The sequence below is a fragment of the Nakamurella endophytica genome, assembly GCF_014646215.1.
Taxonomy (GTDB): domain Bacteria; phylum Actinomycetota; class Actinomycetes; order Mycobacteriales; family Nakamurellaceae; genus Nakamurella; species Nakamurella endophytica.
The window spans coordinates 543,150-557,302 of the sequence record NZ_BMNA01000002.1 but is presented as its reverse complement, the minus strand read 5'-3'; the positions used below and the strand labels follow the sequence as shown (position 1 = coordinate 557,302).

At 74.5% G+C, this 14,153-nt stretch carries 11 protein-coding genes; 6 read left to right on the top strand and 5 right to left on the bottom strand.

The features are described from left to right. Nucleotides 1-27: 27 nt before the first annotated feature. Entirely contained in the window at nt 28-828 is an 801-nt protein-coding gene (locus IEY37_RS06065; RefSeq protein WP_188940588.1) for a deoxyribonuclease IV, read from the bottom strand. Between the two features lie 200 nt (nt 829-1,028). Here IEY37_RS06065 and IEY37_RS06060 point away from each other — a divergent pair, with 200 nt between their 5' ends. Then, a complete protein-coding gene (locus IEY37_RS06060; protein WP_229673981.1) occupies nt 1,029-3,149 on the top strand; it encodes a glycosyltransferase family protein in 2,121 nt (706 codons plus the stop codon). Between the two features lie 90 nt (nt 3,150-3,239). On the opposite strand, the gene IEY37_RS06055 is transcribed toward IEY37_RS06060, so the two are convergent. The 4 genes from IEY37_RS06055 to mptB form a co-directional block, all read right to left on the bottom strand. Next, nucleotides 3,240-4,265, bottom strand: a complete 1,026-nt coding sequence (locus IEY37_RS06055) for a COX15/CtaA family protein (RefSeq protein WP_229673979.1) — start codon at nt 4,263-4,265, stop codon at nt 3,240-3,242. After that, complete coding sequence (locus tag IEY37_RS06050) at nt 4,256-5,053, bottom strand: ABC transporter permease (protein ID WP_188940586.1); 798 nt, start codon at nt 5,051-5,053, stop codon at nt 4,256-4,258. The genes IEY37_RS06055 and IEY37_RS06050 overlap by 10 nt, the downstream gene beginning before the upstream one ends. After that, a complete protein-coding gene (locus tag IEY37_RS06045) occupies nt 5,050-5,991 on the bottom strand; it encodes an ABC transporter ATP-binding protein (protein WP_229673977.1) in 942 nt (313 codons plus the stop codon). Before IEY37_RS06045 ends, IEY37_RS06050 begins: the two co-directional genes overlap by 4 nt. Before the next feature lie 93 nt (nt 5,992-6,084). Then, nucleotides 6,085-7,998 carry a polyprenol phosphomannose-dependent alpha 1,6 mannosyltransferase MptB gene (gene mptB, locus IEY37_RS06040; protein WP_188940585.1) on the bottom strand — a complete coding sequence of 638 codons (1,914 nt, stop codon included), beginning with the start codon at nt 7,996-7,998 and terminating at the stop codon, nt 6,085-6,087. Between the two features lie 271 nt (nt 7,999-8,269). On the opposite strand from mptB, the gene IEY37_RS06035 reads away from it, so the two are divergent. The 5 genes from IEY37_RS06035 (at nt 8,270) to IEY37_RS06015 (ending at nt 14,153) form a co-directional block, all read left to right on the top strand. Then, entirely contained in the window at nt 8,270-9,220 is a 951-nt protein-coding gene (locus IEY37_RS06035) for a helix-turn-helix transcriptional regulator (protein ID WP_229673976.1), read from the top strand. Further along, complete coding sequence (gene sufB / locus IEY37_RS06030) at nt 9,217-10,662, top strand: Fe-S cluster assembly protein SufB (protein ID WP_188940583.1); 1,446 nt, start codon at nt 9,217-9,219, stop codon at nt 10,660-10,662. The genes IEY37_RS06035 and sufB overlap by 4 nt, the downstream gene beginning before the upstream one ends. 2 nt (nt 10,663-10,664) lie before the next feature. Next, nucleotides 10,665-11,909, top strand: coding sequence for a Fe-S cluster assembly protein SufD (sufD, locus tag IEY37_RS22490; RefSeq protein WP_268237976.1), 1,245 nt, complete (start codon nt 10,665-10,667; stop codon nt 11,907-11,909). Nucleotides 11,910-11,976: 67 nt separating this feature from the next. Continuing rightward, nucleotides 11,977-12,759 carry a Fe-S cluster assembly ATPase SufC gene (sufC, locus tag IEY37_RS06020; protein ID WP_188940582.1) on the top strand — a complete coding sequence of 261 codons (783 nt, stop codon included), beginning with the start codon at nt 11,977-11,979 and terminating at the stop codon, nt 12,757-12,759. 116 nt (nt 12,760-12,875) lie between these two features. Continuing rightward, on the top strand, nt 12,876-14,153 hold the full coding sequence (locus tag IEY37_RS06015; RefSeq protein ID WP_188940859.1) for a cysteine desulfurase: 1,278 nt from the start codon (nt 12,876-12,878) through the stop codon (nt 14,151-14,153).

Below are 14,153 nucleotides of genomic sequence, written 5' to 3'. Positions count from 1 at the left end.
CTCCCCGCACGAGACCGTGCGCACGGGTCAGCCCGCGCGCCCCCGGAGCCAGGCGATGTCCGCGGCGTGCTCCGCCGGGCCGCCCGGGGTCTCGACCAGGACCGGGGCTCCGGCCGAGCGGACGACGTCGGCGATCCCGTCCGGGTCCGCGTGCCCCTCGCCGAGGTTGGCGTGCCGGTCCGCTCCGGACCCGAAGGCGTCCCGGCTGTCGTTGGCGTGCACGAGGTCGACGCGCCCGGTCACGGCGCGGATCCGGTCGACCAGGCCGAGCAGTTCCTCGCCGGCGGCGTGCGCGTGGCAGGTGTCCAGGCAGAAGCCCACGGTGTCCCCGCCGTCGGCGGCCAGCACCGCCTCCCAGAGCCGGGCGAGCTGGTCGACCTGGCGGGCCATGGCCTTGGTGCCGCCGGCGGTGTTCTCGACGAGCAGCGGCACGGGCATGTCGAGCTGCTCGACGCACTTGCGCCAGTTGTCGTAGCCCTTGGCCGGGTCGTCACCGGCGAGGACGTGGCCGCCGTGCGCGATCACGCCGGCGGCGCCGATCTCGCCCGCCGCGGTCATGGTCTGCTGCAGCAGCTTGCGGCTGGGGATCCGGATGCGGTTGTTGCCCGTCGCGACGTTGATCACGTACGGGGCGTGCACGTACAGCCGGATCCCGGCTTCCTCGGCAGCAGCCCGCAACGCCTGCGGCCCGCCGGCGTAGACCACCTCCGGCCCCTTCCATCCCTGCGGGTCGCCGAGGAAGAACTGCACCAGGTCGGCATCGCGGGCGGCGGCCTCGGCGACGGGGTCGACCTGGTCGACGTGGGCTCCGATGGACAGCTCCGGCATGGCGACCAACCTACGGCCGGGCACCGACAGCGGGAGTCGCGGCCGCCGGGCCGCCTCGACAGCGCACAGGAAGGGTTGGCACAGTGGTCGGGACCGACCGGATCCCGGCCGGGAACGGGTCCGGTGCCCTCGGGTGCCGGACCGCCGTGCCCGGGCAGGTCGCCGTCCCGCCCGCCGCCGACCGCCAGGAGACCCTTGCTGTGACGACCACGGCCAGCCCGGCCGCCGTGCGACCGCCGGCGCGGGCCGGCCGTCGGGACTGGTCGCGGGCGTCCCGGCTGCTGGTCGCCGTGCCCGACGCGGTGGTGTGCGCGCTGCTGTGCGTCGCTGTGGTGGTCGCCCTCGCGCTGCTGCTGGGCGTCTTCCTGCCCGCGGTGGTGCTCCCGGCCGGCGTGGTCGCCGCGGTGTTGGGGGTGCGGCTGCGGCCCGCACTGCCGGCACCGGGCGCCGCGGACGGGAGGGTCGTGCTGGGCGCCGGGGTGGCCCTGCTCGTGGCGGTCGCCTGGTTCCTGGTGCAGGTCGGCCACACCGGCCAGGCCATCGGCGTCGGCCGGGACCCGAGCCAGTACACGCTGCTGGGCCTGTACCTGGTCGACCACCGGTCACCGGATGTCGGGTTGCCGCAGGCCGCCGTCGACCTGGCCCGGGCGGTGCCCGGTCTGCGGACCAACTTCATCACCGACGAGGTGACCGCCGCCAACCACATCCAGGGCACCAGCCTGCTGTCCGGGATGCTGGCGGTGCTGGGCTGGCTCTTCGGGACCGGCGGGGTCTGGGCCGCCAACGTCGTGCTGGGCGCTCTCGGTCTGCTGGCGGTGTACGCGATGGGTCGGCGCATCGTCGGCCCGCTGTGGGCGCTGCTGCCCGTGGTGGCGCTGGCGGTCGCCATGCCGCTCGCCGAGTTCTCCCGGACGCCGTACACGGAGACCCTGGCGCTGGTCTTCGCGGCCGGCGCGGTGCTCGGCATCTGGGTGGCGGCCGAGCGGGGCGCGCTGCGACCGGCGGCCCTGGGCGGCGCCTGCGCCGGCGCGGTGATGCTGTCCCGGATCGACGGCGGGATCGTCATGATCGGCGGGATCGTCGGACTGACGCTGCTCGCGGTGGTCACCCCGGACCCGGAGCTGCGCGCGCGGCGCCGCCGGGCGTTGGCGGTGTTCGTCCTGGCGGCCGCACCCGTCGGCCTGCTCGGTTGGCTGGACCTGCGGGTGCACAGTCCGAAGTACCTGTCGGACCTGTCCGACCTGCTGTACCCGGTGCTCGCCGCCACGGCCGCGCTGGCCGTCGTGGGGTGGCTGGCGTCCGGACCGGTCGCGGGACGCCTGCTGACCCGGGCTGTCCGCGACGTCCGGAGACGCCGCCGGGGTTGGGCGGTCGCCGCCGGTGTGCTGGCGTCCGCAGCCGCGTTGTTCCTGCTGTCCCGGCCCTGGTGGATGGTCAACCACAAGCAGGTCGACCCCGACTACTGGCCGGCCGTGGAGTGGCGGCAGCGAGCGGAGGGCCTGCCGGTCGACGGCACGCAGAGCTTCGACGAGATGACCGTCAGCTGGCTGGCGTGGTACTTCGGATGGCCGCTGCTGCTGGTCGGGCTCGCCGGCGCCGTCACCGCGACGGTGGACGGTGTCCGGCGTGACACCCGACTGCTCGCCGTCGCCGCGGTGCCGGCGGTGGCGGCGGCCTTCTACCTGAACGCCGTCTCGATCACCCCCGACCAGGTCTGGGCGTTCCGGCGGCTGCTGCCGGTCATCGTGCCCGGCCTGCTCCTCGGCGCCGCGTACGGCCTGCGCCGTGCCGCCGGCCTGCTGGCGCGGCGCCGGGCACCGGCGTGGTCCGGGATCGCGGTGCTGCTCGGGGCGGTCCTGGCGGTGCTGCCGGTCCTGACCTGGGGACCGATGTTCGGGGCCAGGGAGGGCCAGGGCACCTACGACCTGGCGCTGCGGATGTGCTCGCTGGCCGGCGACGGGCTGCTCGTGCAGGTCGGCAACTACCCGCCCACCGGGACCATGCTGCCGGCCGTGCAGGAACTATGTCCCGGGACGGCGGCGGTGCAGACGTTCTCGACGTCGCCGGTGACGCTGCAGCAGATCGCCGACCACTGGGACGGGGACGGGCCGGTCACCGTGGTCACGTTCCAGCCCGGGGTGCTGTTCCCGACCGGGGTCGGCGGGGCGGCGCCGTGGACTACGCTCACCGTGCCGCAGTGGGAGAGCGTCATCTCGCACCGCCCGCGGCGGGTCGACCAGGTGGTGCTGCAGGTCTGGGCCGGCCGGCTGGACAGCTCCGGCACCGTGCAGGCCCTGCCGGCCTTTCCCGCCCTGTCCTGACCCGGCGCGCGGGCCGGACGTCACGGTCCCGGCGACACCGTCATCGCGCGCGACATCGTCCCGACGGCGACGTCCCTGCCGCCGTGCGGGTCAGCGGGCCGCGGCCTCCGCGACGGGGCCGGTGACCGCGGGAGTCGCAGCACCGTCCCGGGTGCGGGTGGCGAACAGCACGGCGGCGGCGGTGGCGACCAGCACCACGGCGCCCAGGACGTGCGTGACGACGAGCACCTCGGGCACACCGGTGGCGAACTGGACCAGGCCGATCAGACCCTGCGCGAGCGTGACGCCGACCAGCACCCAGCTCCGGACGAGCAGCCGCCGGGGGGCACGCACGGCCAGGAAGGCCACCGTGGTGGCGACCAGCAGCCCGAAGTAGGCGAACATCAGGTCGGCGTGCACCTGGGCGACGTCGCGGACCGGCACGTCCAGCCGGGGCGTCCGGTCGTCGCCGGCGTGCGGTCCGGCGGCGGTGACCAGCGTGCCGGCCACGCACAGCAGCGCCAGCACGCCGACCGTCGCCATCGTCAGCAGCCGCAGCGGGCGGGGGACCACCGGCACCGCCGGGCCGTCCGGCTCGCCGAGCCGCACCACGACGGCGATGGCGAAGAAGAGCAGGACCAGCGAGACCAGCATGTGCGGGGCGACGGTCCACCAGGTCAGCTCGGTGCGGACGACGATGCCGCCCCACACGGCCTGGAAGAGCACGCCGACCGGGGCCGCGGCCGCCAGCCACACCACCGAGCGCCGGCGCGGCCGGGCCAGCACGGCCAGCACGAAGGTGCCGAGCGAGGCGATCAGGACGACGCCGGTCAGGGTGCGGTTGCCGAACTCGATGGCCTGGTGCACGGCGGCCAGGCCGGACCGGGAGACCGGGACCAGCGAGCCGGGCTGGCACTCCGGCCACGTCTCGCACCCCAGGCCGGACCCGGTCACCCGCACCGTCGCGCCGGTGACGGCGATCAACCCGTTCGAGATCGCCGCGGCCCAGGCGAAGATCCGCAGCAGCAGCGGGGAGCGCAGCAGCCGTCCCGGCGCGGAGCCGGTGCGGGCCGGTGTCGCCGTCCGGGCGGCTGCGGTGCGCCTGCGGACGTCCTGGGGTACCCCGGTCATTGCCATCGGAACCACCGTACGACGCCGGCCCACCCCAGGACCGTCCACGAGAGCAGCACCACGACCGGCAGCGCGCCGGGGGCGTGGCCGTCCTGCAGCACCGCCCGCAGCCCCTGCGACAGCGCGCCGGCCGGGGTGAGTTCTCCCACGGTGCGCAGCCACGCCGGCGCCGCGGTCAACGGTTGGACGACGCCGCCCACCGCGACGAGCAGCAGCCACACCAGGTTCGCCAACGCCAGCACCGCTTCGGCGCGCAGCACGCCGCCCAGCAGCAGCGCCAGCCCGACGAACGCGGCGACGCCGAGGGCGAGCAGCAGCACCGCCCACAGCAGGTCGCCGTGCGGCCGCCAGCCGAGCGCCGACGCCACCGCGACGAGGACCACGACCTGGCCGACGACGACCGCGGAGGTGGCGGCGACCTTGCCGGACAGCAGCAGACCGCGGCCCATCCCGGCAGCGGACAGCCGCTTCAGCACGCCGTAGCGGCGGTCGAACCCGGTGGTGATCGCCTGTGAGGTGAAGCCGGCCGACAGCACGGCCAGGGTGAGCACGCCTGGAACCACGGCCGACACCCGCGGGTCGGGCAGCGACACGATCCGGGTCAGGCTCAGCAGGAGCAGGGCGGCGACCGGGATGACCACGGCCAGCAGCAGCTGCTCGCCGTTGCGGGACGTGATGCGCAGTTCCAGCCCGGCCGCCGCCGCCAGCATCCGGCCGCGGCCGGCGGGAGCGGGGTCGGGACGGAACGTGCCGGCCGGGAAGGCGGGAGCGCGGTGCGCGGGTCGGTCGGTCATCGCAGTTGCCGTCCGGTCAGGTCGAGGTAGACCTCCTCGAGGGAGCGGCCGCCGGCGTCCAGCCCCGACGGCATCACGCCCGCCCGCGCACAGAAGCTGGCCACCGTGGCCGCGGTCGCCGGGTCCACCGGCCCCTCCACCAGGTACCGGCCGGGCGCCGGCTCGGTGGCCCGGAAGCCCAGCGGCAGGGCGGACAGCAGCGGGTGCAGGTCCAACCCGGCCGGCGCGCGGAAGCGGAGCTGTCCGGAGGCGCCGGCGGTCAGTTCCGCCGGGCTGCCCTGGGCCACCACCCGACCCTCGTCCACGATCACCACCTGGTCCGCCGTCTCCGCCTCGTCCAGCAGGTGCGTGGTCAGCAGGACGGCCACGCCGTCGGTCCGCGCAGCCGAGAGCAGTTCCCGGACGATCCCGCGGGCCTGCGGATCCATGCCGGCGGTGGGCTCGTCGAGGAAGAGCAGCTCCGGGCGTCCGACGAGGGCGGTGGCCAGCGACAGGCGCTGCGCCTGGCCGCCGGACAGCCGGCGGATCGGGGTGCGTTCGACCTCGCGCAGGCCGAGCACGTCGAGCAACCACTCGGGGTCGTGCGGGCGCGCGGAGCAGCGGGCCAGCAGCCGCAGCATCTCGCCGGTACGGGCGGCCGGTTGGGCTCCACCGGCCTGCAGCATGACGCCGATCCTGGGCCGCAGCCGGCCGGCCTCCCGCCAGGGATCCATCCCCAGCACGCGCACCGACCCGCCGTCGGCGGGTGCGAAGCCCTCGCAGCACTCGATGGTCGAGGTCTTGCCGGCGCCGTTCGGGCCGATCAGCACGGTCGTCGAGCCCCGGGGGACGCTGAACGACAACCCGTCGACCGCGAGCACGGAGCCGTAGCGGCGGCGCAGCTCGACGACCTCGATGGCGTCCGCCCGGCCGGCTCCGGCTGCCGGGACGCCGGTCACCGGGTACCCGCGAGGGACGGCCGCGGTGCAGCGGGTCGGGGCCGCCCGGGGACGGGCGGGTGGAGGTTCACGATCACCGAGGATAGGCACGGCTCAGGGACCGCCGTCGCGACCGCCCCGGCCGCCGGCGCCACCCCCGGTCCCGGGATCGACCGGCTCCTGCGGTGGTGCCGGTCCGTCCGGCCCCGCCACGCCCAGCGGCGCGGCGCGTCCTACGGGGACCGTCGCCGCAGACCCGGCCGGCAACCCTGCCGGCGTCGAGGCCGGCGGGTGTCCCGGCCGGTCCGGCCAGCGGGATCGCCACGGCGGCGGGGCCGGCCCGGGGCCGACCTCCGGGACGTCCCGCCGGGGCAGACCGCGGCGCGCCAGCGCGACCAGCGCAACGCCGACGACCACGGCCGCGACGGCCACCGCCTGCACGATGGTGAACACCGGGATGGTGGCGCCGTTCGGCATGATGATCACCGCGAAGACCGCGCTGAGCCAGACGGCGGCCCGCCGCAGCGGGGAGTGCCCGGTGGCCGCCGCGAGCGGCAGCACCGTCCACAGCAGGTACCACGGCTGGATCACCGGCCCGAGCAGGACGAACGCACCCAGGGCGACGCCCAGGCCCTGGATCGGCGACATCGGCACCCGGAACGGACGCGAACCGCCGACCAGCCCGGCGGTGCGGTCGCCGGGACGCCAGCAGCGCCAGAGCACCGCGAGGGCCAGCAGCGCACCGACGCCGGTGCCGATGGGCTGCAGGACCGAGATGGCCGCCTGACTGTGGTCCCCGAGCCCGAGCAGCAACCCGAGCTGGCCGGTGGCGATGGCCAGCGTCGTGGAGACCGACAGGAACGACTGCACCGACCCCGGTGCCGTCAGCCCGGCCACCCAGCCGAACCCCATCCCGGCGACGGCGGTCAGCACGCCGAAGGTCAGCACGGCGACCGCGCCGACGAGGGCGGCGCACCGCCACAGGTCCCGCCACCGACCGCCGGCGCGCCGGGCCAGCGCGACGACCAGGAAGGCCAGGCCCATGGCGGCCGTGGCCTTGACCGCGACACCGGTGGCGATCAACGCGCTGCCGGCCACCACGCGCCACGTCTCCACCGCCACGCCGGCCACGCGGCCCGTGCCGCCTGTGCCGCCTGTGCCGCCTGTGCCGCCTGTGCCGCCGGTGAGGACCGGACCGGAACGGGACCGGGTGGCGCCGGGGGCTCCGAGGGCGACCACCAGCCCGGCGAGCATCGTGCCCAGCATCAGCGCCTCGTTGTGCCCGCCGGCCACCAGGTGGAACAGCAGCAAGGGATTCAGCGCGCCGAGCCAGAGCGCCGCGACCGGGTCGACGCCGCACAGCCGGGCCAGCCGCGGCAGCGCCCAGACGATCAGCGCGACGCCGAGCAGCTCGACGAGGCGCTGGACGAGCACGCCGAGCACGACGTGGTCGCCGGTGATCGTCACCACCGCGCGGGCCATCAGCAGGAAGGCCGGGCCGTACGGGCTGGAGGTGTGCTGCCAGCGGGCGTCGACCTGGTGGGCGAGGGCGTTGCCGTCGCCGAGCGCGTCGTAGGGGCCTTGGTCGTACGGGTTGTCGCCGCGGACCATCATCGCGCCGACCGCCAGGTACGAGTAGACGTCGCGGGAGAACACCGGCGGCGTCACCAGCAGCGGCAGCGACCACATCACCAGGGTGTGGGTGAGCTGGGTCCGACTCAGCCGCCGGGTGCGGCCGGGACGCGCGAGCCGGCCGACGAGGAACCAGCACAGCACGAGCAGCCCGATGCCGCTGTACGAGCAGGCCAGCGCCGCCGGGCCGACGCGGGACAGCAGGCCGAGGACGCGGACGCCGTCGACCGGGTTCGGGATCGGCGTGGCCGCGCCGTAGGAGCTGGTCGTCGCGACCATCAGCAGGAGCGCGCCGACGGTGCCCCAGCGCCGCAGCCGGGCCAGCTGCCGCCGCTCGACGACGTCGAGCGGCAAGGCCGTCGGCGGCGCCGACACCTCGGGCGGCCGCGGCGGCACCCGCGGCTCCGGCCGGGCAGCCGGGAGGGCACCGGCAGCCGGCGAGGGAGCCGGCGATCCGGCGGCGGTCCCCGCCCGGCCGAGGTCGCTCCGGGCAGGCCGGGCCCCGGATCGGGCCCCGGCCTCGCTGGTCATGGCGCGAAGCATAGGAGTGGCCACCGACACCGTCCCGGGTCCCGCGGCCGGCGGCGAGACCAGGCTCACGCGGTCCCGGCAGGCCGGATCCGGCGCGCTCTTTGATCTCCGTCCGGAAAAAGGACACACTGGTGTTGTGAAAACCGCCGCGCCGCCGTCGCCCCGTGCCGGCGACCGGACGCACCCGGCGGTCGCCGAGTCGCCCGCCATCCGCACGGCGGCCACGACCGACACCTGCGCCGGCCCGGCCGCGGAGGACCGCCGCCGCACCCGCGACGCGGCGGAGCGCCGCACCAGGGACGCGGTGGTCAACGAACTGCTCGCCGGCGGCCCGCTCACGGCCGTCGACCTGGCCCGGCGACTGGAGCTGACGACCGCCGGCGTGCGCCGGCACCTGGACCAGCTCGAGGCGGACGGGGCCGTGCGCAGCCGGGCGGCCCACCACGCGGGTCCCCGCGGTCGCGGCCGTCCCGCCCGGGCGTACGTGCTCACCGAGGCGGGCCGCGCGCGGTTGCCGCACCGCTACGACGACCTGGCCGTGCAGGCCCTGGACTTCCTCGCCGAGCAGGGCGGGCAGCAGGCGGTCGAGCACTTCGCCCGGCGCCGGGCCGAAGCGCTGGTGGAGCCAGTCCGGGCCGAGCTGGCCGCGGCCGGTGCCGACGTGTCGGAGCGGGTGCGTATCGTCGCCCGCGCACTGACCGGGCAGGGCTACGCCGCCAGCAGCCAGCAGATCGGCGTCGGGCAGCAGCTCTGCCAGCACCACTGCCCGGTCGCGCACGTGGCCGCCCGGTTCCCGCAGTTCTGCGAGCAGGAATCGGCGGTGCTCGCCGCGGCGTTGGGCACCTACGCCCAGCGGCTCGCGACGATCGCCCGCGGCGACTCGTTCTGCACCACGTTCGTGCCGCTGTCCGGCCGGACCGGTCCGGCTCCGGGCGACGCGGGTCCGGCCGCCGGGCCGCCCGTACCGCCGCCGGCCACCGGCTCGCCACCGGCCACCGGCCCGGCGCCCACCGACCCCGCGCCGACCGACCTCCAGCCCGCCCGCACCGACCGATCGACCGCCGTCCCCGGAAGGATCGCTCCATGACCACTGCCCCCGAGGCCACCCGTCCGGTGCAGCCGCTGTCCCAGGACGAGGCGATCGACAGCCTGGGCCGCTACCGCTTCGGCTGGGCGGATCCGGACGCCGCCGGCAGCGTCGCCCGCCGCGGCCTGGACGAGGACGTCGTCCGCGACATCTCCGCCAAGAAGAACGAGCCCGAGTGGATGCTGCGCCGCCGGCTCAAGGCGCTGCAGCTGTTCGAGCGGCAGCCCATGCCCACCTGGGGCGGTGACCTGACCGGCATCGACTTCGACACGATCAAGTACTTCGTGCGGTCGACCGAGAAGCAGGCCGCCAGCTGGGACGATCTGCCCGAGGACATCAAGAACACCTACGACCGGCTCGGCATCCCGGAGGCGGAGAAGCAGCGGCTGGTGGCCGGTGTCGCCGCCCAGTACGAGTCCGAGGTGGTCTACCACCAGATCCAGCAGGAGCTGGAGGACCAGGGCGTGGTCTTCCTGGACACCGATTCCGGTCTGCGCGAGTACCCGGAGCTGTTCGAGGAGTACTTCGGGTCCGTCATCCCGTCCGGGGACAACAAGTTCTCCGCGCTGAACACCGCGGTCTGGTCGGGTGGCTCGTTCGTCTACGTGCCCAAGGGCGTGCACGTCGACATCCCGCTGCAGGCCTACTTCCGGATCAACACCGAGAACATGGGCCAGTTCGAGCGGACGTTGATCATCGTCGACGAGGACGCCTACGTGCACTACGTCGAGGGCTGCACCGCGCCGATCTACAAGTCGGACTCGCTGCACTCGGCGGTCGTCGAGATCATCGTCCGCAAGGGCGGCCGGTGCCGGTACACCACCATCCAGAACTGGTCGAACAACGTCTACAACCTGGTCACCAAGCGCGCCAAGGCCGAGGCCGGCGCGACCATGGAGTGGGTCGACGGCAACATCGGCTCCAAGGTGACCATGAAGTACCCGTCGGTGTGGATGACCGGCGAGCACGCCAAGGGCGAGGTGCTGTCCATCGCCTTCGCCGGCGAGGGCCAGCACCAGGACACCGGCGCGAAGATGCTGCACCTGGCGCCGCACACCAGCTCGACGATCGTGTCGAAGTCGGTCTCCCGGGGCGGCGGGCGCACGTCCTACCGCGGGCTCGTCCGGGTCAATCCCGGCTCGCACCACAGCCGGTCCACCGTCAAGTGCGATGCCCTGCTGGTGGACACCGTCTCCCGGTCGGACACCTACCCCTACGTCGACGTCCGCGAGGACGACGTCTCCATGGGGCACGAGGCGACCGTCTCGAAGGTGTCCGAGGAGCAGCTGTTCTACCTGATGAGCCGTGGGCTGACCGAGGACGAGGCGATGGCCATGATCGTCCGCGGCTTCGTCGAGCCCATCGCCCGGGAGCTGCCGATGGAGTACGCCCTCGAGCTCAACCGGCTGATCGAACTGCAGATGGAAGGAGCGGTGGGCTGACCGTGGCCGCACCGACAGACACCGCCGAGCAGACCTCGCTGGACGCCGGGTCCACCGTGGTCGCGCCCGCCGGCGCCCCCGAGGCCCACTCGCACGTCGGTGGGCGCACCGTGCGCCCGACCGCGGGCTCGCACCTGCACCCGACCGTGTCCGCCGACCCGGAGGCGCACCGCGTCCCCACCGGGCGCGAAGAGGTCTGGCGCTTCACGCCGCTGCGCCGGCTGCGCGACCTGCACGCCGACGCGCCCTTCGGCGACGGATCCGTGGACGTCGACTGGCAGCAGCCGGACGGTGTCCGCGTCGCGCAGGTGCGGGGCGAGGAGGCTGTCGCGCTGCGTGGCGCCTCCGGCTTCGTGCCCACCGATCGCACGTCCGCCCGGGTGCTGGCCGAGACCGGCTCCGCCGTGCTGGTGGACGTGCCGGCCGGCGCGGTGGTCACCGAGCCAGTGGTGGTGACGGTCGCCGGCCGGGACACCGCCACCGCCGAGGCCGGACACGTCGTGGTCCGGGTCGGCGCGCAGGCCCACGTGGACGTCGTGCTCGTGCACGAGGGCTCCGCCACGCTCGCCCAGGTCGTGGAGCTGCAGGCCGGGGACGCCAGCACCGTCTCGCTCACCAGCCTGCAGGAGTGGGCCGGCGACGCGGTGCACCTGTCGCGCCACCACCTGTCGGTCGGCCGCGACGCCACGGTCAAGCACGCTGCGCTGACCTTCGGCGGGGACCTGGTGCGCGTCGTCGCCACCGTCGACTACGCCGGTCCCGGCGGGTCCGCGGAGCTGCTCGGGCTCTACTTCGCCGACGCCGGCCAGCACCTCGAGCACCGGGTGACGGTCGACCACGACGCCACGCACTGCCGGTCCAGGGCGCTGTACAAGGGCGCGCTGCAGGGCGAGGGCGCGCACACCGTGTGGGTCGGCGACGTGCTGATCCGCGCGTCGGCCGAGGGCACCGACACCTACGAGATGAACCGCAACCTGGTGCTGACCGACGGCGCGCGTGCCGACTCGGTGCCCAACCTGGAGATCGAGACCGGCGAGATCGTCGGTGCCGGACACGCCAGCTCCACGGGACGTTTCGACGACGAGCAGTTGTTCTACCTGCAGTCGCGCGGCATCCCCGAGGACGTCGCCCGGCGGCTGGTGGTCCGCGGCTTCTTCGCAGAGGTCGTCCAGCGCATCGGACTCCCGCTGGTGGCCGACCGGGCCACCGAGATCATCGAGCGCGAGCTCGCGCTCACCGGGTCCTGACGGACCCGCCCCGCACCTCCCGCCCGGCACCACGCCGACCCTTCGCGAGCACTGGAGCACAGCACACATGTCAACCCTGGAGATCAAGGACCTGCACGTCTCGGTGATCACCGACGACGCGCCGATCGAGATCCTGCGTGGCGTCGACCTGACCGTCACGTCCGGGCAGACGCACGCCATCATGGGGCCGAACGGGTCGGGCAAGTCGACGCTGGCGTACTCGCTGGCCGGCCACCCCAAGTACCAGGTCACCTCGGGCAGCGTCACCCTCGACGGCCAGGACGTGCTCGCCATGACCGTGGACGAGCGGGCGCGCGCCGGGCTCTTCCTGGCCATGCAGTACCCCGTCGAGGTGCCCGGGGTGTCCATGTCGAACTTCCTGCGCAGCGCGGCCACCGCCGTGCGCGGGCAGGCCCCCGCCATTCGGACCTGGGTGAAGGAGGTCCGCGGCGCGATGGCGGACCTGGGCATCGAATCCGAGTTCGCGGAGCGGTCGGTCAACGAGGGCTTCTCCGGCGGCGAGAAGAAGCGGCACGAGATCCTGCAGCTGTCCCTGCTCCGGCCCAAGTTCGCGGTGCTGGACGAGACCGACTCGGGTCTGGACGTGGACGCGCTGCGGGTGGTGTCCGAGGGCGTCAACCGGTACCGCGAGACGGGCGACGTCGGCGTCGTCCTGATCACCCACTACACGCGGATCCTGCGCTACATCAAGCCGGACGTCGTGCACGTGTTCGCCGGCGGCCGCGTCGTCGAGTCCGGCGGCCCGGAGCTGGCCGAGGAGCTGGAGACCAACGGCTACGTCCGGTTCACCGGGCAGCCGGGCGGGGTGACGGTGGGGGGACAGCGGTGACCGATCCGCAGACCGAGCAGCTGGTCCGCCACGACCCCACGGACGTCGACCTGGCCCGCGGGGACGACGTCGGGTACGCCGGCCCCGAGGACCAGCCGGAGCACGGTGCCGTCGAGGTGCTGGGGTTGGACGTCGCGGCGATCCGCGCGGACTTCCCGATCCTGTCCCGCACGGTGCGCGACGGGCGGCCGCTGGTCTACCTGGACTCCGGCGCCACGTCCCAGCGCCCGGTGCCGGTGATCGACGCCGAGCAGGAGTACGTCACCGGCCACCACGCCGCCGTGCACCGCGGCGCGCACCAGCTGGCCGAGGAAGCCACCGACTTCTACGAGGGTGCCCGCGCCCGGGTGGCCGAGTTCATCGGCGCGGGCCGTCCCGAGGAGGTGGTGTTCACCAAGAACGCCACCGAGGCGCTGAACCTGGTCGCGTACTCGCTCGGCAACGCCTCGGTACAGGGCGGTCGCGGCGTGCACGGGAGCCGGTTCGCCGTCGGCCCGGGCGACGAGATCCTGGTGACCGAGATGGAGCACCACGCCAACCTGGTGCCGTGGCAGGAGCTGTGCCGCCGCACCGGTGCGACGCTGCGGTGGTTCGGCGTCACCGACGACTTCCGGCTGGATCTGTCCGGGATCCACGAGCTGGTCACCCCGCGGACCAAGGTCGTCGCCTTCACGCACCAGTCGAACGTGCTGGGCACCATCAACCCGGTGCCGCTGCTGGTCGAGGCCGCGCACCGGGTGGGCGCGCTGACCGTGCTCGACGCCTGCCAGTCCGTGCCGCACGCCGCGGTCGACGTCGTCGCCCTGGGTGTGGACTTCCTGGCGTTCTCCGGGCACAAGATGCTCGGGCCGTCCGGCGTCGGCGTGCTGTACGGGCGCCACGAGCTGCTCGAACAGATGCCGCCCTTCCTCACCGGCGGTTCCATGATCGAACAGGTCTTCATGGACCACTCCACCTACGCCGCTCCGCCGGCCCGGTTCGAGGCCGGCGTCCCGATGACCTCGCAGGCCGTCGGTCTCGGCGCGGCCGTGGACTACCTGGAGACGGTCGGCATGAAGGCCGTCGCGGACCACGAGGCCGAGCTGACCGGCCTGGCCCTGCAAGGTCTGTCGTCGTTGCGCGGGGTCCGGATCATCGGGCCGGCGGACACCACGGACCGCGGCGGCGCCGTGTCGTTCGTGGTCGACGGCGTGCACGCCCACGACGTCGGGCAGATCCTGGACGACGAGGGCGTCGCCGTGCGGGTCGGGCACCACTGCGCCTGGCCGCTGCACCGCCGGTTCGGCATCGCCGCGACCGTGCGGGCGTCGTTCGCGCTCTACAACACACCGGCCGAGGTGGACGCGCTCGTCGCGGCCGTCGCACAGGCCCAGCGCTTCTTCGAGGTGGCCTGA

Bases quoted from the DNA above. Each gene is read 5' to 3' on its own strand.
- IEY37_RS06065 (WP_188940588.1), bottom strand. From the start codon at position 828: ATGCCGGAGCTGTCCATCGGAGCCCACGTCGACCAGGTCGACCCCGTC.
- IEY37_RS06055 (WP_229673979.1), bottom strand. From the start codon at position 4,265: ATGGCAATGACCGGGGTACCCCAGGACGTCCGCAGGCGCACCGCAGCC.
- IEY37_RS06050 (WP_188940586.1), bottom strand. From the start codon at position 5,053: ATGACCGACCGACCCGCGCACCGCGCTCCCGCCTTCCCGGCCGGCACG.
- sufB (WP_188940583.1), top strand. From the start codon at position 9,217: ATGACCACTGCCCCCGAGGCCACCCGTCCGGTGCAGCCGCTGTCCCAG.
- sufC (WP_188940582.1), top strand. From the start codon at position 11,977: ATGTCAACCCTGGAGATCAAGGACCTGCACGTCTCGGTGATCACCGAC.